Below are 21,104 nucleotides of genomic sequence, written 5' to 3' on the forward strand. Positions count from 1 at the left end.
GTAGGTTTATCACCTGTTGTTCACAACAGGCGAATGCCCTTGTGGGGAGTAAAAATACAGTTTTACTATTGTTTTGAAAACATTTATCAGTTCATTCTTCTTTTTTCCACCCATCCGGCTATGGCCAGCATAGCGAGTCCGGTGAGTATTAATCTCAATACATTTTTCCACACAAACCTGACATCTCCGTTGCGAAGGTAAATATCGTTAATAGCATCGAGTCCCCAGCTTAAAGGCGACAAATGCCCCAGCAGCTGCATCCTGGCAGGCATCACCTCCAGCGGAATCCATATGCCGCCAATGGCCGACAGTATCACGATAGAGATTGCCCCGAAGTTCAGCGCCTGGTTAGGTGTTTTAAATACCGTGCCAATCAGGATGCCATAAGCGGTTGCGGCCAGTCCTATTCCACCGGCTACCAGCAGGGTAGCCCCCGGATGCTGTCCCATTACCAGTTGTGGTAAATCCAGCAGTGGCAGCACATAAATGCCGACCAGCATCATCAGGTAAAACTGCAATACACAAACCCCTACAAAAAACAGCATCTTACCAGCCAGTATAGCCAGGTAAGACCCCGGTATCAGCTTCATCCGCAGCAGGCTGCCATCCTCCCTTTCGCGGATCATATTGCCTGCAATGGGTATCACAATAAAGAACATCGCAAAAATGCTCCAGGCAGGTACGTTATGCTGAACAGAATTAGAAATTACATCCAGTTGTTTTGCCGTGCCGGTGCTTTGTTCCTTCAACCCCACTGCCTGTAGGCGGATGGCCAGCGTATCAGCAGGAGCAACCGTGCTGTCTTTACTCTTCAGCTGTTGTTTAATACGGCTTAGCAGCAAATCTGTTTCCACCTGTGTGAGGAAATTATCTACTGATTGATGAATAGCGCCTTTAAATGCTTTCTTCGCGGCCGGGTCGAAATAGATTGTTACGTTTAATGAATCAACGGTTTTCTTAACCGGCAGGGATACCGACATGCCCATTCGATGGGTGATATCATTTACAATGCGGTTGGCATTGCTCACAATAGCGGCTGTAGCACCTGCCGGTATGATAATGCTGATCTTGTATTTCCCTTCGTTCACCAGTTGCCTGGCCCGTTCGGCCGTTACTGGCTGGCCATCAAGAGAATCGATTATATTGAATTGCCCGCCGGAAGCCAGTCCTTCTTTTACAGACCGGCCCAAACGGCCGTGGTCATTATCTACTGTTAAGATATCGAACCTGATATCCTGGTAATCTTTGAAGGGCGCGTCCTGGATCAGCGCCATTACTGTAATCAATACCACAGGCATTACAAACAGAAGGATGATCCCTGTTTTATCACGTAACAGCAATTGCCACTCTTTCCTGATGGTTGCCAGTAGTCTTAACATTGCTTTTGGCCCTTCGCTTTTAGCTTTAAAAAATTAATCCCGGAGTGCATTTCCGGTGAAATGCAGGAATACGTCTTCCAGGTTATTACAGTCAGGATGCTGATGGATCAGGGTTTGCGGGTTACCCTGTACGATCATTTTTCCTGCATCCATGATCACTACTTCTTCACATAACGATTGCGCCTCTTCCAGCAAATGGGATGTATACAGTATACTGGCTCCCTGGCTGTTGTAATCGCGCAGGAACTGTAATATCATACTGCGCGACTGCACGTCCACACCGGCAGTAGGTTCATCCAGCACCAGCAGTTTGGGGTTGTGGAGGATGGCTGCAATAATGTTGGCCCGCCGTTTCATACCGCCGGAATATTTGTGAATTTCTTTGTGTGCGCTTTTCTCCAGGCCGAAAAGCTCCAGGTAATGCATAATTTTTTGTTGCAGTGGCTTTCCTTTGAAACCGTAGAGATTACCAAAATAAGTGAGATTTTCTACGGCAGATAGTTGTGGATACAAGGCTATCTGCTGCGGTACGATCCCGATAATATGTTTGATTTCCTCCCGGTGGGCGGCCTGCTGTTTTAAGTCGTGTATGATTACTTCTCCGCTGTCGCCTCTCACGATACCGCATAATATTGAAATCGTGGTGGTTTTACCTGCCCCGTTGGGGCCGAGTAGACCGGCAATCTTCCCCTTCCCGAACTGAAACGTAAGTCCTTTCAGTGTGGGCTCTGCACTACCCTTGTAGGTTTTATATAGATCTTTTACAGATATGCCGGACATAATTCAATTGGATATTTAATTACCACTTCACCTGTGCCAGCTTGCGGAAGAATGCGTCTTCCGATGCCGCGCACTCCAGTAACATCTGGCTCAGCTCTTTATAGGAAACATTATCCGCCGATCTGCTTTTGCATACGCGGCCGGCGGCAAATGCAAAATTACGCCATAAGTCGCCGGTTTTTGTCAGTTCCCCTGCAAGTCTGCTCAATTCATCTTTCTTCAGTAAAACTGCTGCTTCCTGTAAAAAAGCGGCGTACAGGAAACGGAAACCTGCGCCACCGGTGCCGATCTCTTCCTGCATGCGGATAATATTTCCAAGATACAGGGTAGCTTTCCGGTCGCCGGGATTTTCAGCATAGTTGGCGACCCTTTTGGCAAGGAAGCGGATTCCTTTTACGCCGAACATGGGAATAGGCACTTTCAGCATAAAGTGGCAGGCCTGTTCTATGCCGGCTTTGATCGGTTTCTCAAATGAGGCAGAAGGCGGTACGTGTACCGGGTAATACATTTTTCCTTTAGGGGCCGGAAACCCTTTGGCAAAGCGGGCCTGCGCCAGGCTTTCCGGGTCAATGGTGGTGGCGGTATCCATTACGGGATCGCTTACCAGGTATTGTCCGTCCTGTTTGCCGTAAACAACCAGGTTATGTGCGTTAAAGTGAAACCGGTAAGAAGCTGGAAAGTAGGGCAGGTAATAAACACTGGATTGTAATCCGACGGGAATACCCGCTTCAATTACTTTATCCAGGGCCAGCATTCCTTTTTCCGGTGTAGAAAATTTCTCGGATTCCATCCGTACGCCCAGCCGTTTGCACACCCGTTGAAAAATGGCGCCTGGCCATATCCGGTAAGTGGTACCAGGCACGCCGTTCACCTTTACAAAAGGCAGGTGGCCGAAAAAGATGCCTGCACCAATGCCAAAAGCCATTGGTTCACTGATCTGCAAACCATAATGTCCCAGCAGGTTTGATATTACTCCACTTTCACAATGGGCGGTCTGGTGGTGTTGGAAAAAAGAATTAGTCATAATATTTTTTGTGGCAGCATGACGAATAACGGATTTGTGGGAAGATCATCGGATATCATCTACCCACAAATCCGTTACTATTGGTATGCTTTATCTGATGTGCAGCAGATCTGTTAAACTCACTTTGAAGGCATCTGCATAACGCTGCAGCAGTTTAGGACTGAGCTTTTTGAATACGCCGGGTTTCATGTGTCTTTTTACCTGCCACTGGAATTTACCGACATAGCTGGCCAATAATGGCAGGTCCATCAGGTTTTTTTCCATGTAATAGGCAACAGGACTGATTTCGCCGGCTTCTACCCTGGCGCGCGCCGCTTTTACTCTTTCGTTTACTTCTTCCCAGGCCTGGTCCAGAGCAATGTTTTCCGGCTCCCAGCCTGCGCTCTGCACCTGTACATAATTGCCGGAATTATCCACCGCATACATAATCTGCTTGAATGTACCTTCATGCAGGTTATCACTATCCTGTGGTACTTCCTCTTTTTTCATGATAGCAGTTTTAGAAGTGATTGCTTATACCACGGTGATATGTGCATAAGCATATGAAAAACGTGCACTTTCCGGAACCATCATTACTACTTTCTGACCTTTCTTAAAACGGCCGCTGTTCATCAGTTCTTCCAGCATCAGGTAAGGTGATGCGGTGCCTACGTTTCCTACCTCGGCCAGGTTGGTGAACCATTTTTCCAGAGGAATAGGAACGCCTAACCGGGTAATTTCCTCGTCTATCTTTAACCTGAAAAATTCAGACGACAGGTGAGGCAGGAAGAAATCTATTTCATCAAGATTAATCTGGTGGCGCTCTACCAGCTCTTTCCACATTTGTGCTCCGGAAGGAACAATATTTTTACCGAGTAAACGGGTATCTTGTTTAAAGGAGAATACGCTATGCTGCGCCCATTCTTCCGGGGTCATATCAATCCATCCGGTGGTGCTGCCATCCGGTTGCTTGATAGCGCCGGCATACATACATGTTTCCAGCTCATTAGCATAGGAAAGTATTTCTACCCAGTCTACCCGCAGGGATAAGCCGTCTTCATTGGGTTTATCCTGGAAAAGGGCTGCACTGGCGCCGTCTGATAACATCCAGCGGAGAAAGTCCTTTTCAAAAGCGATGATCGGATTTTCGTCGAGGCTTTTCAGATTTTCTGCTTCCGGCTGGAATTTCTGCGCCAGCATCCAGGCGGAAAACTTTTCAGAACCGGTGCTTACGGCATTGGAAGTATTACCACAGCGGATAGACATCCAGGCGTATTTAAAAGCCTGCATTCCTGCCGCACAAGCACCTGTGGCTGCAATCAGCTCTACCGGCTGGCATTTCAAAATACCATGCACCATCGCAGCATGATTAGGCAACAATTGATCAGGAGAAGTGGTACCGCAGGCCAGCAACTGTAATTTGCTGATCGGAAACTGCTCATCAAATAATTGTGACACGGCAGTTGCGGTCATCTCTGCATTAGAATGCGTGGATTTCCCTTCTTTGTCCAAAGAGTAGTAACGGGTTTTGATTTTGTTGTTACCCAGTATCTTCAAACGCGCACGGGAAGCCTTTCCATCTACCATGCCGAGAATGCTCTCCATTTCCTCATTTTCTACAGGCTTGTTAGGTAAAAATTTAGACAGCCTGGTAATATAAACTTCCTTCATTTGAATTATTCGTCTTTTAAGGCTACATGTAAAACCTGGTCAAAGCTGCCCTGCCTTGCCAGCCAGCTCACAGTGAAAAACATATTTTAATTTAATATACGTTGTATACAGACGTAAATATAGAATTCTAATTGGAATTACAAGTATCACGCCACTGCCTGAAGGTCGCTTTATACACGCTTTATGTACGGCTTTGATACGCCTTTAAGGTGGACTTGATCCTGTTATCTCAGGGAAATACCCTTATAATAATCTACTTCGCGGCGCAGCTTAGCCTTTTTCAGATTTAACTGTATAAGAGAAGTAATCAGGGATATTGGTGTTAAAACAAAAATACCTACCAGCAGTAATCCCCGGTACATGGATACGCGTCCCTGACGGGAAGGGGCTCCCGGACCACCTTTAGCGCTGATGAACTTTGCCCAGAAGCGGAAAGCCTTCATTCCTTTATTTTCCAGTACTACCAGGTTGGGAATCAGTTCTACCGCATCCAGCGACAGCAATTGTGCATGCAGGGTGTCCCATTGATTTCTTTGCAGCGCCTCGGCTATCGGTGCCGCAAACCGGCCGGAAGTAATGATCTCGTTTTCCTGTACTCCTGCCTGGGGCAGAAAGCGCGTGGCTTCCTTTTTTCCTTTAAACGCCCAGCGAAGGATGGTAATTACAGAAATGAGGTTAGGTGATTTATCCACCAGAACAATATTGCCCACCAGGGTGCTGCCTGCCTGCTGCAGGTAATTTTTCACCTTTTCCTGTGCATTCAGCCACATATTCCGGCTGCCTAGCAGGGTAACCACCTTTTTGCCTTTCAGCAATTGTTTGGCAGCATCACTTTGCAAGAAAGCGGCGGTTGGTTGTGAAGGAGAAAGAAACCAGGGCTGATAAGCCAGTATCACCAGGTCGAATTGCGCATTCACGTCCACTTTCAATGGTTCAATACCACGGGGGGTGGATTGAACGGTTTCCGGCATGGTATCATAAAATTGCTGTTTCCCCCATGGGAAAGGGAAAGGCGTTACAGGCACCAGTTGCTCAAAAGTAATATCGGCTTTGCCTTCCAGCGGAGCCAACACATGATCAATAATCCTCTTCAATTGCCCTGTCTGTGTATAATATACCACCAGGATCTTCGGTCTTTCGTTCATAAAAGGAATAGGAGTTCAACAATTCAAAACGTAAATCAAACAGTTCAAATAGTAAAATCTACAATTCAAGCCGTAAACATACAAAAAAACGGCAATGATTCATGTGATTTAATGATAATTTGACGCGAATTGTTGATGGGGTGGGGTATTTATTAAGGGGGTAATGTCTTGTGCCCCAGCCAGGTACAGCATCAGCGGGATAATTAAAGCGAATGCTGTACCTGGACTCAAGGACTTGATATTGTTTTCTTCAAAACATCTCTATAAACTCTCTAACGCCGCCAAATATGATATTGAGAATGTTAAAGATTTGTAAATGTTGAAGCTTATTTTTTACTAATACTGCCAGAACCCGCTACAGAAGAGGAAATTTGCGGGGTACCCTTGTAATTTACGTTTCCGGAGCCGGCAATTTTTGCATCCAGCTTTACGCTGGCATATACATCTGCATCACCGCTACCTGCAATATTTACACTTACATTTTCCGATAGCAGCTCATCTGCCTCAAAATTACCGCTGCCTGCAATAGACAAATTAACATCCTTTGTTTCGCCTTTCAGGAACATATCGCCGGAACCGGCAATGGAGGCTTTTACTGCCGGGGCGTTGATTTCGCCTTTGAGGTTACCGGAGCCGGACAGGTTGAACTTCACATCAGATCGGGAAGTAAATTTGCCATCCAGTTTCAGGTCGCCGGAGCCAGCCAGGCTGGCCTCATTGATTTCCGGGGTGGTGAGGAATACGTTCAGATCTTTATGGGTGCTGATGGAAACGCCGCGTTTCAATCTTACAATGAGGCGGCCGTCTTCTTCTACCAGCTCCACCAGTGGGGCGATATTATCTTCTGCCTCAATAACAGCCGCTTTGGCAGCGCCCTGTGTGAGGTATACATTCATGCTTCCTTCTACTTTGATCCTTTGAAAGGGGACTACCTGCCGTTCTTCCTTGATAACATGGCCGTTACCTTTTACACGATTTTGTCCGATTACATCACAGGAATAAAAGAGTACAGAAACAGAAGAGGCCACTATGGCCTGATACAGGAGCGATTTTGCTGATATCATGGGTTTAAATTATAATAGAAAGATACGCCAGATTTCCGAAATTCGAATTTCCAAATCCGAAATTCGTGGAAGGACTTTATCTTTGCACCACCATGACAGAAAAGATACTTATCCTCGATTTCGGTTCCCAGTATACACAGCTGATTGCACGCAGCATCCGTGAACTGAATGTTTATTGCGAAATTAAACCTTGCCTTCAGCCCATTGCCTGGGACGAAACTATTAAAGGTGTTATATTATCAGGCAGTCCTTTTTCGGTGAATGATGAGCATGCGCCTATCATTGATATTGCCGCGATTGCTGCAAAAGTACCCGTACTCGGTATTTGCTACGGCGCACAGATGATGGCCAAAGTTTTTGGCGGTGAAGTGGCTAAAAGCAACCTCCGTGAATATGGACGCGCCTTTATGGAGCACAACGACAAAGAGGAAAAGTTATTATATGATATCTCTGCAAAAAGCCAGGTATGGATGAGCCACGCAGATAGCATTAAACGTATTCCTGAAGCTTTCGAAATTATTGCCACTACAGAAAATATCCCGGTAGCAGCTTTCAAAAATACTACGCTGGCCGCCAACCCGATGTTTGGTTTACAATTCCACCCGGAAGTAACCCATTCCCTGGAAGGTAAGCTGATCCTCCGCAACTTCCTGTTACACATCTGTAACTGCAGCCAGGACTGGACACCGGCGGCTTTTGTACATGAAACCGTAGAAAAGATCAAGGCGCAGGTAGGCGATAAAAGAGTGGTAATGGCCCTCAGCGGCGGTGTGGACTCTACCGTTGCCGCTGAACTGATCCATAAAGCCATCGGCAAAAACCTGTTCTGCATCTTTGTGGATAATGGTTTGCTGAGAAAAGACGAATTTGAAACCGTACTGGAATCTTATAAACACATGGGACTGAACGTAAAAGGGATCAATGCAAAAGATCTTTTTTACGGAAAACTGGCAGGCGTTTCCGATCCGGAACAAAAACGAAAGATCATCGGTGGCCTGTTCATCGATGTTTTCCAGCAGGAAGCCACTCACCTTACTGATATCTCTTTCCTGGGCCAGGGTACCATTTACCCCGATGTAATTGAATCCGTTTCCGTAAACGGTCCTTCCGTTACTATCAAGTCGCACCACAACGTAGGCGGGCTGCCGGAAAAGATGAATATGCAACTGGTAGAACCGCTGCGCTTCCTCTTTAAAGATGAAGTACGCCGCGTGGGTCGTGAAATTGGCATCAGCGAAATATTCCTGGGCCGCCATCCTTTCCCGGGTCCTGGCCTGGCCATCCGTATCCTCGGCGCCATTACCCCCGAAAAGGTACACATGCTGCAGGAAGCGGATAATGTATATGTAGAAGGACTGAAAGAAGCCGGCTTATACGACAAAGTATGGCAGGCGGGCACCATCCTGCTACCGGTTCAAAGCGTTGGCGTAATGGGCGACGAACGTACCTACGAATTCACAGTAGCTTTACGTGCAGTAACTTCTGTAGACGGAATGACCGCCGATTGGGCGCATTTGCCTTATGAATTCCTCGCTAAAATGTCTAACGACATCATTAACAAGGTAAAAGGCATTAACCGCGTAGTATACGATATCAGCTCCAAGCCACCTGCTACCATTGAGTGGGAATAAAAAAAGGAAGCAATAAAATACTGAGCTATAGTTACGGAGTTGTGGATAGACAGATAATTTCTTCTATCCATAACTCCGTAATGCTTTATTTCACATTCCCCGGAATGATTTTTGTAAATTAGCGCCAATTATGAACCACTTAGTTTCAATTAAGCACCTGTTATCCGGATTGGCTTTATTGGTTTTGATCAGCTCCTGCTCATCTACCAGGAAAAGTGCCAGTAAGGTAGACGGGCCACCACCATCTCTGAGTAAACCTACACCGGCCAAAAAACCGGAGGATAATAAGAAAGACGCTGCAAAAGCGCCTTTTAATGTGCCCGCATTTGGGAAAGAAGTTAAAAAAGCTTCCTATAACATTGCCTTCTTCGCACCATTATACCTCGATTCCGTTTTTGCCAACAGCAGTGAAATTCCCGGCCGCACCATGCCACGGTATGTATTGCCTGGTCTCGAATTTTATGAAGGCGCGCAACTGGCACTGGATACGCTGCAACAACAGGGATATAACCTGAAAGTGACCGTATATGACAGCAAAGCAAGGCAAAGTGTATCTTCCCTGATCCGCAGCAAAGCGCTCGATGAAACGGACCTGATCCTGGGTGCTGTGAGCAACCCGGAGCTGAAAGAACTGAGCGACTTTGCCAAAAACAAAGAGATCAACTTTGTTTCCGGTACCTTCCCCAACGATGGCGGTATCAGCAACAACCCGTTTTTATACATCTCCAACAGCACGCTGAAAACACATTGCGACGCGCTCCAGAATTATATCCAGGACGCATTTGCCACTAAAAACATTGTGTTGTTCCGAAGGAACACGGCCTTTGAAACAAGGCTGGCAGCAGATTTCAAGGCATCCTATGATAAAATGGAAAGTACCAAAAAATCAAGGATCCGGGAAGTAGTATGGAATGAGGCCACCACACCAGAAGAAATTTCCAAATACCTGCTGGCAGACCGTACCAATGCTGTCATCGTAACTGCCCTGGATGAAGCCAGCGCCAAAAGCCTGCTGCGTAAGCTGAGCATTTCTGCCACTACCTATCCGCTGCAGATCTTTGGTATGCCCACCTGGGACGTGATTAAGCTGAAAGAACCCGAGTTTAAAGGCTTACAGGTATTTTATTCATCTCCCTATTATAACGACAAAACAGATTACTACAGCCGGTATGTTTCCGATTATTTCCGCAGGGTATACAAAGCACGCCCGTCTGACATGGCTTTCAAAGGCTTTGACCTGACCTACTACTTTGTAAAACTGCTGTATACCAATGGCGTTTATTTCAACAATATGGTGAGTACTTCCCCCAAAGTGATCACCAACTATAACTTCCTTCCGGTGTATCTGAAAGAAGGAGAGGAAACGCCTTCCTACTTTGAAAATAAAAATATCTACATCATCCAGAAGGGCGACAGCGTAGACATTAAAATGAATAAATAGTTGCTTTGCAACACCACTTACTTCGTGCCACGGCGGTTGTCGTGGCACGATTTTTTTTACGTACATTCCCTATATGAATGTGCTGCAATTTACCGACAACGGCATCTACTGCCCTGCAGGCGATTTCTACATTGATCCCTGGAAACCCGTCAAACGAGCGGTGATCACGCATGCACATTCCGATCACGCCAGGTGGGGAAATCAATACTACTTATGTGAAAATGCCAGTGTTCCCTTACTGCGGTTAAGGCTTGGCAACGACATCCAGGTACAGGGCGTCGCCTATGGAGAAACTATTTTTTTTAACGGGGTAAAAGTATCCCTGCATCCCGCAGGCCACATCATTGGCTCCGCACAGATACGGGTGGAACAGGATGGAGAAGTATGGGTAGCCAGCGGGGATTACAAACTGGAAAATGATGGGCTGTCGGCCCCCTTCGAACCTATCCGCTGCCATACGTTTATTACCGAATCTACTTTCGGGTTACCTATTTACCGTTGGGCGCCGCAGCAACAGATCTTTGATGGCATCACCCAATGGATATACGAAAATCAGCAGGCCGGTAAGGCCAGTGTGCTACTGGCTTACAGCCTGGGGAAAGCACAACGGCTGCTATATCACCTGAAAGATAAAGTGGATCATTTTCTGGCGCATGGCGCCATCGCCATTCCCCATGAAGTGCTGCTGCAGGAAGGATGGGCGCTACCTCCCGTAGAAAGAATAACGCCCGAAACACCTAAAACTGCGTTTAAGAATGCGGTAATTATTGCCCCGCCTTCGGCGGAAGATAATGTCTGGATGCGCAGATTCCAGCCATACTCACTGGGTATTTGCAGTGGCTGGATGCAGGTGCGTGGTAATATGCGCCGCAGGAATGCGGATGCGGGATTTGTATTATCGGATCATGCGGATTGGGCCGGCTTGCTGGAGGCGGTAACCGCTACCGGAGCAGAACAGGTATATGCCACTCATGGCTTCAGCAGCGTATTTGCCCGTTATCTTACAGAAAAAGGTATTGCCGCCAAAGAAGTAACTACTTCGTATGGCGATGAGGAAATTATTAATAATCCTGAATCGTAAACCGTGCAACAATTTGCTGAACTGGTACAATTATTAAGCAACAGCACCAAAACCAATGAGAAGTTGGGGGCGCTGAGCCAATACTTTGCCACAGCGCCGGATAAAGATAAAACCTGGGTGCTGGCATTGTTTTCAGGTCGCCGGCCCAAACGAACGGTCAACAGCACACAACTGAAAACCTGGTGCATGCAGGCCACGGGGTTGTCCGACTGGCTTTTTGAAGAATGCTATCATACGGTGGGAGATCTCGGGGAAACCATCGCGTTGCTGCTGCCACCACGCACCACTCCTATAGCGGCGCCCCTGCATTACTGGCTGGAGCAGCTGCAGCAACTGGAGAAAGCAACCGAAGAAACGAAACAGGCTTTTATTTTGCAGGCATGGGATGCATTGGACAGCGGGGAAAGGTTTGTATTCAACAAGCTGATCACCGGTGGATTTCGTATAGGCGTGTCGCAGAAAATGATGGTGAATGCACTCGCTAAAACGTACCAGATTGAACCTGCTACGCTTTCACATATGATCAGCGGCAACTGGGATCCGCATAATGTTACGATCGAAGAACTGCTGCATCAGCATACTACCGGCGCAGACGCTTCCCGGCCATATCCATTTTATCTCGCTTACGCACTGGAAGGATTACCGGAATCACTGGGGCCGGAAACAGACTGGCAGGCGGAATGGAAGTGGGACGGCATCCGCGGGCAGATCATCAAGCGGGAAGGACAACTGTTTGTATGGTCGCGGGGAGAAGAACTGATCACTGAAAAGTTCCCGGAGTTTACGCCATTAACTGCCGCTCTACCGGATGGTACTGTACTGGATGGAGAAATACTCACCTTTGCCAATGGCCTCCCACTACCCTTTCAAACACTGCAAACCAGGATAGGCCGTAAAAATGTAACCCGCAAACAACTCCAGGAAGCACCGGTTATATTCCTGTGTTACGATCTGTTGGAATGGGAAGGAACCGATATCCGGGAAAAAACGCTGGCAGAACGCCGTGCACTCCTGGAAGCGCTGGTGCAGAATATGCAGATGCCGGTATTGCAGTTATCGCCCGAAATTATTTTTGACAGCTGGGATCAGTTAACGCAACTGCGGCTTCAATCACGCGATAAAGGCAGTGAAGGACTGATGCTCAAGAAAAAGATAACCGCTTACCAGGTAGGCCGCAAACGCGGCGACTGGTGGAAGTGGAAAATAGATCCACTGGTAATAGATGCCGTGATGATATATGCACAGAAAGGTCATGGCCGCCGTTCAAATTTATATACTGATTACACTTTTGCAGTAAAAGATGGCGATCAACTGGTAGCCTTTACCAAAGCCTATTCCGGCCTGACAGACAAAGAAATTGCGGAAGTGGATAACTGGATCAAGCGCCACTCTATTGAAAAATTCGGACCGGTAAGAACGGTGCAGCCGCAGCTGGTATTTGAAATTGCCTTTGAAGGCATTGCCGCCTCTAACCGCCACAAATCCGGAGTAGCCCTGCGCTTTCCACGTATCAACCGGTGGAGGAAAGATAAGCCGGTAGCAGAAATAAATACGCTTGAAGACCTGAAAGAACTATTGCGGGTGAACGGCCACAACACCAGCAGCTGATTGATTGCGCCTATAAAATACCAGCAGCTGTATAATAGCTGCCAGCGCAATCATCGCCAGCATGGTTAATCCTGCGCCATAGCTGCTCCAACCCTTTATTGAAGCCAGCTGCATCATCAATCCGACCAAAGATAAACCCAGGCCGCCGCCCAACGCATTGGCCGTCCCATTAATGCCAGAAGCAAGTCCCTGCTGTGGTTCGGGCACCGACTGCACCGCCAGGATAGTTACGCACGGGAAAGTAATAGCCATACCAAATGAATTGATACAGCCTACCGCGCAAAAAATAAACAACAACCTATAATCTGTGAAGTAGCTCACGATAAAAAAGAGTATGCCACATGCCATAAAAGCATTTCCCAGCATGCCTGTTTTTACCACGCCCAGCCTGCTAAACAAACGGGGTAATATAAATTTTGAAATGACACCTGATAAAATACTAAAGGGGAATAACAGCAGGCCGGCCTGTGAAGAGGTGAAGTGCAGATCCTGTTGCAGGTAGATGGTGAGCATAAAAATATAGCTTAGAAAGATACAACCCAGCATTACTGCTCCTATATTTCCGGTGATCACCCCCTGTAACCTGAACAGTTTAAAGTCTACTAACGGAGACGGATGTACGCGTTCACGGCGTATAAAAAACATACCGGCTGCGAGGAACAGTAATAACCACAGGCAGTATTCCATATAGTGGTAGGTGATATTGCCAAGATCATGGATCAGCCATGCTGCCAGCATCATCAGTCCGGTAATCAATAATGCACTGAGTAAGTTATGCGCTGGTTTTGCCGCGGTCTTTTCATCAGCGGGAATATATGCCATCGCCAATATCACTGCCAGTCCTATTACCGGTACATTAATAAAAAATACCCATTGCCACCCGAGATAATTGCTGATTAATCCGCCGATAGCAAGCCCCGTGGCAAATCCAATGCCCGCTGTAGCGCCAAAAATTCCGAATGCGCGGTTTCTTGCTACCGGTTCTTTAAAAGTATTGGTAATAATAGCCATTGCCGCCGGAATGGCTAATGCCACACCGGCGCCTTGCAGTGCCCTGCATACCAGCAGCCAGGTGAAGTTTTGGGAAAAACCTGCTGCCAGGGAAGCCAGCACAAAACAGCAGGCGCCTGTTACAAATACTTTCTTTCTTCCTATAGTATCTGCCAGCCGGCCGCCAAGCAATACGAGTCCCCCATAAAATAAAACATACACGGTTTGTACCCATTGAATGGCAGCTGCATCAAAATGAAAAAATGATTCCATCTGCGGAATCGCCATGTTGAGCACAGATACATCCAATGCTTCAAAGAAGATAGCCATGCAGGCAACTGTTAATATGATTCGTTCCTTTTTCACGGTACAAACGTATTAAAACATCTCAAAAGGAATTTAAATCCTAAAAATTTAGAACAAACGGCTATAATCACACAATAAATTAGATATTTGTTCCAAACACATATGCACATGGCAAGCAAAAAAGAAAATAATACGGAGGACATACAATTGAACCTGGATGAGAAAGACCTGGGTATCCTGAAGTTATTACAGCAGGATGCAAAAATGACCATCCGGGATATTGCCCGTCAGCTGAACCTCAGCACTACTCCGGTGTACGAGCGGATCCGGAAAATGGAACAGGCAGGCGTTATCAAACAATATGCAGCCATCGTAGATCCCAGGAAGATTAATAAGAGCCTCACTGTTTTATGTTATATCACCCTGAAAGAACACAATAAAAAGTGCGGTAAGAAATTCATCCAGGAAATACTGGGTTTCACGGAAGTAACGGAGTGCCTGAATATTTCAGGAGAGTTTGACTTCATGATCAAAGTACAGGTAAAAGACATGGATGAGTACCGTGAATTTTACGTGAATAAACTGGGTGAGTTAGACAATCTGAGTCATACACAAAGCATATTTGTGATTTCCGTGATTAAAGCAACGCACCAGGTAGTGTTTTAACGCCAGCAAACGGGTTAGGGATCAGCAGCACACGATAAAATTGATACACAAAAAAATATTTACTGTAACCTTATAACTTATTTACCCGTTTTAAACCTATGAAATACCTTTACCTATCCCTGTTAATGTTTGTAACTGCTACTGTCACTGCCCAAAAGAAATCTTTTCAATCTGCTGCCGGAATAGGTGGTATTGGCGGCTATCATTACGGCGCCCTGGCGTTCAGTTTTGAGCCCCGATTTAATTTTTATGAATTTTCTGAGAAGGAGAGTTTATCAGTTGGCGCCTGCTTTGCGATGGGCCCTTCTATTGGTTCTGACCGGCGTACTGATCGCGATAAGATTTCCGGCGGTCCTATACAGCCAGGATGGATGGTGAATATTCCCGTTACCGTTCATTATACTTTTGGCAATGCTGCCACTCCCCGAAGCTATAAATATATTGGGTACTCTGTTGGAGCAGGCTACGCAGCGCACAATGGCCGCCGCTATGTGGATCCGGGACCCGGTATCGATACGGTGGAAGTACATGCGCATGGCCTGGTGCTGGATGGCAGCATCAATTTCCCTATGGGTAATTCCTCATGGAGCCTGCAGTCTTCCTATATGTTTAACTTCAGTAATAACAATCCTGATATCAAAGGTATATTCAGCATGTCGTTGCTCTATAATATCGGCATCCGTATACATCAGCACAGGGAGAAACGGCACTACGACCACCCCAGGGAATACTATCACGAACTGGACCGGGAAATGAGAAAGAAAAAGATGGAGAGCCGGCGAAAAATTATGGCGCCACGGGGTTCATCAAATCAAAACCTGCGTGAAAGTCGAGATAGCCTGCTGCAGATTCCCCCGGATCAAAAACAACTACCATAGAACATACCGGCTTCCTGCTGCGGGAGTTGGCTGTTTCAAAAGCAATGCCCTGTTTCTTATCCTCATATACTACAATTTTTCTTGCCTTATTAGCAGATTCATAAGCCTGTGCTTTCTGAACATCCGGATATGCTTTTTTGATGGCTGCAATGCTGCTTCCAGGTCCCACGCCTTTATGGGTTCTGAACTTCGGTGAATTTACGCGGATCTGTTTTACGTACTGCGTGTCCTGTGTGCGCATCGCGGTAAATACTGCCAGCATATGCGACGAATCGATACTGTCGTCTTTTCTGCGGCTGTACCATATCCGCCAGGCTTTCATCATAGCGGCATCGCCGCCATCCGGTTTCCCCAATACTGCCAGGCTCTGTGCCGGTGCTTCGAGTTTTATTTGTCCGATTGATTTTCCGGGTGTGATGAGCCAGGCGCTTTTCTGGGCGAATGCTGCGGAGGTAGCGGATAAGATGGATAAGAAAATGATAAGGAGGCGCATAGTTTTCGTTTAGGAAATGAGTTCAAAAATGTTGCCATTAATAGTAACGTTCTCCTCTACAGAAAAGTTAAAATTGTAGTCAAAAATATATAAAACAGCAGCAGCAATGTGACGTTTACACAAACAATGGTGTATATACTTTGAACATAAAAATTACACCTAATGGTCAATATAAAAACATCATTTTTAGCAGATATTAAAAGCATGCTTTTTACCGCCAGACAGAAAGCATATGCCGCTGTTAATTCTGCAATGGTAGAAGTACACTGGAACATCGGCAAACGTATTTTTGAAGAAGAGCAGTTAGGAAGGAACGTGCAGATTATGGTACCTTTCTGATAAAGGAACTTGCAAGGCACCTAACTAAGGAGTTTGGGAAGGGTTTTGATGAAAGAGAACTACGCCGTATGCGGCAATTTTACCAGCTATTCCCAATTCGGGACGCACTGCGCCCCGAATTGAGTTGGACTCATTATCGCATTATTTTACGAGTTGACAGCCCAACAGCCAGGCAATATTACCTTATAGAGACTGCAGAGCAATCCTGGAGTACTCGCCAGCTTGAACGCAATATCAATACCCTTTATTACGAACGGATATTATTGAACTCTAATAAAAGGAAGGCCTTATTGGCCGAGCAAAAAATGGAAAAACAAAGCCTGACGATGTTATCAAAAACCCTTATGTTTTGGAATTTCTAGGATTAGAGTGGCCAACCGGATACTCAGAAAGCGAAATTGAGTCTGCGATTATTACCAATTTACAATCATTCTTACTCGAATTAGGTAAAGGCTTCTCATTCGTTGGACGCCAATATCGTATTAAGACAGATACTAAAGTGTTTTTCATAGACATGGTTTTCTACAACTATATTTTAAAATGCTTCGTATTAATTGACCTGAAAATAAAGGACCTCACACATCAGGATATTGGGCAGATGGATATGTATGTTCGGATGTTTGAAGATCTCAAAAAAACAGAAGGAGATAATCCTACTATTGGAATTATTCTCTGTGCTGAAAAAGACCAAGCTATAGTTAAATATAGTATGCTGGAAGAAGGTAAACAAATTTTTGCGGCAAAGTACCGGCTTGTATTACCAACTGAGGAGGAACTGAAAAATGAACTTGAACGCGAAAAGCAATTTATCCGGGAGCAAATTGCCAATAAGCAACCAGCTTCTTAAAAATCTATTTTTAGCAAATCTCGTGTACCTTTACCCCCATGTTACTCAAATTTCCCAAAGATCAAAACGGGCAGCAGATCCTCAAAGCAGGCAATACCCACTTCGCCATGTTAAAGCAAAGGAGTAAGGCTGATAAACGCACTATATTCCTGACGGAAAACGTGATAATATTTGTATTGGCGGGACATAAACTGCTGCATTTCGACCAGCATACTGTAAAAGTGGAAGCGGGTTCTGTATTGCTAATGAAACGTGGGTTTTACGTAATGTCCGACTATGTGAGGGAAGAAATACAATTTCAAAGTTTGCTGTTATATTTTTCAGATGAACAACTGCGCAGGTTCCTCCATAAATACAATTACCTTACGCCTGTAAAATCTGCTGCCACCAGTCATCTTACCTTGCCCATTACTCCATTGCTGGAAGTTTTCGGGGAACATTATACCGCCTACTTTACACAAACACCGTCTACGCTGGCGGCGCTGTTATCTGTAAAACTATACGAGGCATTCCTCCTATTGCTGGCTACGCCGCAACATGCTTCCGTGCTGGCGTTTATGCAACAGATTGTATATGCACAGCCGCAGGACATTGCCTTTATTGTAAAACAACATCTGTTTCAACCTATTACCCTGGCAGAAATGGCCAGGTTGTCCGGCCGCAGCCTGGCTTCCTTCAAGCGGGATTTCCAGCAGCAATACCAGTCCTCGCCCCGGCGGTGGATCAATGAGCAGCGACTGTCCTATGCACACATGCTCCTGGAAACCACTACACAGCAGGTAGCTGAAATAGCTATTGCCTGTGGCTTTGAAAGCACGTCCCACTTCATTCGCATCTTCAAACAAACTTATGGTATCACGCCCAATCATGTAAGAGCCAAAAAAGCTATCATCTGAGCTTTTTCCGTTACCGGCGATGCGTATTCGGGGATAATTTTGCATTTATAAAAAGAAGAATATGCAAACATTATCTGAAAAGAATAAGGCAGTGGTAAAACGCTTCAATGAAGAATTCCTGGTGAAAGGCAACCTGCAGGCTTTTGAAGAAATAGTAGCACCGGACTTTATTAACCATACTGCACCTGCCGGCAACAACGACCGTATTGCCACCCGCGATTTTATCCTACAGTTACTACACCCTGCTATGCCGGATCTTCAACTGGAAATTTTTGATATGATAGCGGAAGATGACAAGGTAGTAACCCGCAAAGCATTTACAGGCACCTTCACCGCACCTTTTATGGGACAGGCGCCCACCGGCAAAAAAGCCACTCTGCGTATTATTGATATCATACAGCTGAAAGACGGGCAATACATTGCCCACTGGTCTATCCGTGAAATGATCACCACATAAATTATTTGCTGAAATATGCTTATTTTAAGCGTATGAACCGCAAACACTTTTTGTCTGCTCTTATTACCACCGGCGCGGGCCTGCCGGCACTGCAAACACTCGCCGGCATTGGGTTATCTGCTCCTTCAGATAAGAAGGAACCGCTTGTTCCTCCTTATCTGAAACCCGGTGATATCATCGGCATTACCTGCCCCGCAGGATATATCAGCAGGGAGGAGATCCAGCCCGCGATCCGGATTATGGAAAGCTGGGGTTTTAATATTCGTATAGGCAAAACCGTGGGCGACCGGGACTATAGTTTCGGCGGTACCGATGCGGAACGACTCGCGGATTTACAAGCCATGCTGAATGATGATGATATTAAGGCTATTATGTGCGGCCGGGGTGGTTATGGTACCGCACGGATTGTGGACAAACTCGACTTCTCCCGCTTTCAGCGGAAACCCAAATGGGTGATTGGTTTCAGCGACGCTACCGTATTGCATTGCCATATTAGCCGGCACTTTGGTATCGCTTCCCTGCATTCAAAAATGTGTAACAGCTTCCCGGACGATTTCGGAAAATCAGAACCCGTTATCCAGGATACCATCATGTCTATCTACCAGGCGCTTACCGGCAAAAAAATGCAATACAGCGCCTTACCGGATACCCGCAACAGGAAAGGAAAGGCGAGAGGGGTGCTCACCGGCGGTAACCTGTCTATTATTCAAAGTATGTCAGGCACCAATTCGGAAATTGACACCAACGGGAAGATCCTGTTTCTGGAAGAGGTGGGCGAATACCCGTATAGCCTTGACCGTATGTTAGGCACCCTGCAGCGCTCACATAAACTCGATAATCTCGCAGGCCTTATCATTGGCGGATTTAACAGGATTAAGCCGGATGATCCCGGTGAAGAATTTGGCAGAACCGTGTATGATATGGTACTGGAAAAAGTGAAAGATTTTAACTTCCCCGTGTGTTTTAATTTCCCCGTAGGACATCAGAAAAATAACTATGCCCTTAAATGCGGCATGATGCATTCCTTCTATGTTGGCGACGACACGGTTACTTTAAAGGAATAATTACTTTACAAGAAATGTAATGATAAATAACACGGCCAGTACATACATGACCGGGCTGATGCTTTTGTATTGCCCGGTTAATACTTTCAGTAATACGTAAGACAACATACCAAACACAATGCCTTCTGCAATGCTATAGCTGTATGGCATCATCACAATAGCCAGGAATGCAGGAATTGCTTCTGTTACATCATTGAAATTAATTTTGGTGACCGCTCCCATCATCAACATCCCTACAATGATCAAAGCCGGTGCAGTGGCAGCTTGTGGAATCATAGCAAAAACAGGTGCAAAGAAAAGGGAGAGCAGGAACATAACAGCTACTGTAAGCGCCGTTAAACCGGTTTTACCACCGGCGGCAATTCCGCTGGCACTTTCTACATAAGCGGTTACTACGCTGGTCCCTAATAAGCCTGCCGCCGTAGTACCCACCGCATCTGCCATCAAAGCCTGCTTGGCGCGGGGAAGCCGGCCCTGCTCATCCAGCAGGCCTGCCTTATTACAAAGACCAATCAGCGTTCCTACCGTATCAAACAGGTTTACCATTAACAAGGTGAACAGGATCATCACCATATCCAGGGTGAATATTTTATCGAATTGCAGCTTAAAGGCTATCGGCGCCAGCGAAGGCGGCAGACTTACCAGGTGACCATTGGCCGGCAAATGCGTGATGCCAAGCGGAATACCCACTACCGTTGCAGCCAGGATACCAATCAGCAACGCGGCATTCACATTCCGGTACATCAGCACCGCACTTACGATCAGTCCTATCAGCGCTACCAGGGGGCCGATACTGGTCACATCGCCCATCTTCAGGATCACACCATCCAGCTTTCCGCCGCCCACATGATGCATCCCCGTTTCAATAATACCTGCATTGGCCATGCCTATCAAGGCAATCAATAACCCGATACCCACTGAAATAGCATGCTTCAGATTTTCCGGTATGCTGTTGATGATCGCCTCCCGGATCCTGAACATCGACAAAAAAATAAAAATAATGCCTTCCAGGAAAACGGCCGTAAGCGCAAACTGCCAGCTGTAGCCCATAGAAGATACAATGGTGTAGGCGAAAAATGCGTTTAGGCCCATCCCCGGCGCTACGCCAATAGGTAACCTGGCATATAATGCCATCACCAATGTGCCAATGGCAGCGGCCAGGGCAGTAGCGGTAATCAACGCATTAAAATCCATTCCTGTGCGCGACAGGATACTGGGATTAACGGCCAGGATATACGCCATGGTGGAAAAGGTGGTTAACCCTGCCAATACTTCTTTCTTAACAGTAGTGTGATGTTCGGAGAGCCGGAAAAATTTTGCGAGCATGATGCAAAAATAAGCGTTTCACGATTTATCATTTTATCC

Annotated in this window: 20 protein-coding genes and 1 pseudogene; 11 read left to right on the top strand and 10 right to left on the bottom strand. The window is 46.3% G+C overall.

The genetic code is table 11. The annotated features are described in order from the left end of the window. Positions 1-86: 86 nt before the first annotated feature. The 7 genes from QFZ48_RS06080 to QFZ48_RS06110 form a co-directional block, all read right to left on the bottom strand. Positions 87-1,379 (bottom strand): ABC transporter permease, encoded by a 1,293-nt coding sequence (locus QFZ48_RS06080; protein ID WP_429044937.1) that lies wholly within the window; start codon positions 1,377-1,379, stop codon positions 87-89. Positions 1,380-1,412: 33 nt separating this feature from the next. Next, the gene (locus tag QFZ48_RS06085) at positions 1,413-2,159 is read right to left on the bottom strand and encodes an ABC transporter ATP-binding protein (RefSeq protein WP_168771237.1); all 747 of its coding nucleotides are present in this window, start codon (positions 2,157-2,159) and stop codon (positions 1,413-1,415) included. A gap of 19 nt (positions 2,160-2,178) precedes the next feature. Further along, a complete protein-coding gene (locus tag QFZ48_RS06090; RefSeq protein ID WP_429044934.1) occupies positions 2,179-3,183 on the bottom strand; it encodes a BtrH N-terminal domain-containing protein in 1,005 nt (334 codons plus the stop codon). Between the two features lie 90 nt (positions 3,184-3,273). Beyond that, positions 3,274-3,672: a hypothetical protein gene (locus tag QFZ48_RS06095; protein ID WP_429044933.1), complete on the bottom strand. Its 399-nt coding sequence runs from the start codon at positions 3,670-3,672 to the stop codon at positions 3,274-3,276. A gap of 24 nt (positions 3,673-3,696) precedes the next feature. Continuing rightward, positions 3,697-4,833 carry a beta-ketoacyl-ACP synthase III gene (locus QFZ48_RS06100; RefSeq protein ID WP_429044932.1) on the bottom strand — a complete coding sequence of 379 codons (1,137 nt, stop codon included), beginning with the start codon at positions 4,831-4,833 and terminating at the stop codon, positions 3,697-3,699. A 224-nt stretch (positions 4,834-5,057) separates the two neighbouring features. After that, positions 5,058-5,978 (bottom strand): hypothetical protein, encoded by a 921-nt coding sequence (locus QFZ48_RS06105; RefSeq protein WP_429044930.1) that lies wholly within the window; start codon positions 5,976-5,978, stop codon positions 5,058-5,060. 326 nt (positions 5,979-6,304) lie between these two features. After that, positions 6,305-7,042, bottom strand: a complete 738-nt coding sequence (locus QFZ48_RS06110) for a head GIN domain-containing protein (protein ID WP_429044928.1) — start codon at positions 7,040-7,042, stop codon at positions 6,305-6,307. 65 nt (positions 7,043-7,107) lie between these two features. On the opposite strand from QFZ48_RS06110, the gene guaA reads away from it, so the two are divergent. From guaA to QFZ48_RS06130, 4 genes are all read left to right on the top strand, one after another. After that, positions 7,108-8,673 carry a glutamine-hydrolyzing GMP synthase gene (gene guaA, locus QFZ48_RS06115; protein WP_429044926.1) on the top strand — a complete coding sequence of 522 codons (1,566 nt, stop codon included), beginning with the start codon at positions 7,108-7,110 and terminating at the stop codon, positions 8,671-8,673. 130 nt (positions 8,674-8,803) lie between these two features. Then, positions 8,804-10,114: an ABC transporter substrate-binding protein gene (locus QFZ48_RS06120; RefSeq protein WP_429061595.1), complete on the top strand. Its 1,311-nt coding sequence runs from the start codon at positions 8,804-8,806 to the stop codon at positions 10,112-10,114. A 73-nt stretch (positions 10,115-10,187) separates the two neighbouring features. Further along, positions 10,188-11,195: a ligase-associated DNA damage response exonuclease gene (locus QFZ48_RS06125; protein ID WP_429044922.1), complete on the top strand. Its 1,008-nt coding sequence runs from the start codon at positions 10,188-10,190 to the stop codon at positions 11,193-11,195. A gap of 3 nt (positions 11,196-11,198) precedes the next feature. Further along, positions 11,199-12,803, top strand: coding sequence for an ATP-dependent DNA ligase (locus QFZ48_RS06130; RefSeq protein ID WP_429044920.1), 1,605 nt, complete (start codon positions 11,199-11,201; stop codon positions 12,801-12,803). On the opposite strand, the gene QFZ48_RS06135 is transcribed toward QFZ48_RS06130, so the two are convergent. After that, entirely contained in the window at positions 12,768-14,159 is a 1,392-nt protein-coding gene (locus tag QFZ48_RS06135; protein ID WP_429061597.1) for an MFS transporter, read from the bottom strand. The genes QFZ48_RS06130 and QFZ48_RS06135 overlap by 36 nt on opposite strands. Before the next feature lie 108 nt (positions 14,160-14,267). On the opposite strand from QFZ48_RS06135, the gene QFZ48_RS06140 reads away from it, so the two are divergent. Next, complete coding sequence (locus QFZ48_RS06140) at positions 14,268-14,765, top strand: Lrp/AsnC family transcriptional regulator (RefSeq protein ID WP_370909406.1); 498 nt, start codon at positions 14,268-14,270, stop codon at positions 14,763-14,765. A 98-nt stretch (positions 14,766-14,863) separates the two neighbouring features. After that, positions 14,864-15,643: a hypothetical protein gene (locus QFZ48_RS06145; RefSeq protein ID WP_429061599.1), complete on the top strand. Its 780-nt coding sequence runs from the start codon at positions 14,864-14,866 to the stop codon at positions 15,641-15,643. On the opposite strand, the gene QFZ48_RS06150 is transcribed toward QFZ48_RS06145, so the two are convergent. Further along, entirely contained in the window at positions 15,552-16,136 is a 585-nt protein-coding gene (locus QFZ48_RS06150) for a hypothetical protein (protein WP_429061601.1), read from the bottom strand. The genes QFZ48_RS06145 and QFZ48_RS06150 overlap by 92 nt on opposite strands. Positions 16,137-16,388: 252 nt before the next feature. Between QFZ48_RS06150 and QFZ48_RS06155 the strand changes: the two are divergent. The 5 genes and pseudogenes from QFZ48_RS06155 (at position 16,389) to QFZ48_RS06175 (ending at position 19,739) form a co-directional block, all read left to right on the top strand. Then, positions 16,389-16,837 (top strand): annotated as a pseudogene (locus tag QFZ48_RS06155) (DUF1016 N-terminal domain-containing protein). Next, a complete protein-coding gene (locus tag QFZ48_RS06160; protein WP_429061602.1) occupies positions 16,825-17,322 on the top strand; it encodes a PDDEXK nuclease domain-containing protein in 498 nt (165 codons plus the stop codon). Before QFZ48_RS06155 ends, QFZ48_RS06160 begins: the two are co-directional and overlap by 13 nt. Before the next feature lie 38 nt (positions 17,323-17,360). Beyond that, a complete protein-coding gene (locus tag QFZ48_RS06165; RefSeq protein ID WP_429044913.1) occupies positions 17,361-18,218 on the top strand; it encodes a helix-turn-helix domain-containing protein in 858 nt (285 codons plus the stop codon). Positions 18,219-18,279: 61 nt separating this feature from the next. Beyond that, positions 18,280-18,675 (top strand): ester cyclase, encoded by a 396-nt coding sequence (locus QFZ48_RS06170; protein ID WP_429044912.1) that lies wholly within the window; start codon positions 18,280-18,282, stop codon positions 18,673-18,675. Positions 18,676-18,707: 32 nt separating this feature from the next. Beyond that, entirely contained in the window at positions 18,708-19,739 is a 1,032-nt protein-coding gene (locus tag QFZ48_RS06175) for a S66 peptidase family protein (RefSeq protein ID WP_429061604.1), read from the top strand. On the opposite strand, the gene QFZ48_RS06180 is transcribed toward QFZ48_RS06175, so the two are convergent. After that, entirely contained in the window at positions 19,740-21,065 is a 1,326-nt protein-coding gene (locus tag QFZ48_RS06180) for an NCS2 family permease (protein WP_429044908.1), read from the bottom strand. Positions 21,066-21,104 lie beyond the last annotated feature (39 nt).

It is taken from the genome of Chitinophaga sp. W2I13 (genome assembly GCF_050434005.1).
GTDB lineage: Bacteria > Bacteroidota > Bacteroidia > Chitinophagales > Chitinophagaceae > Chitinophaga.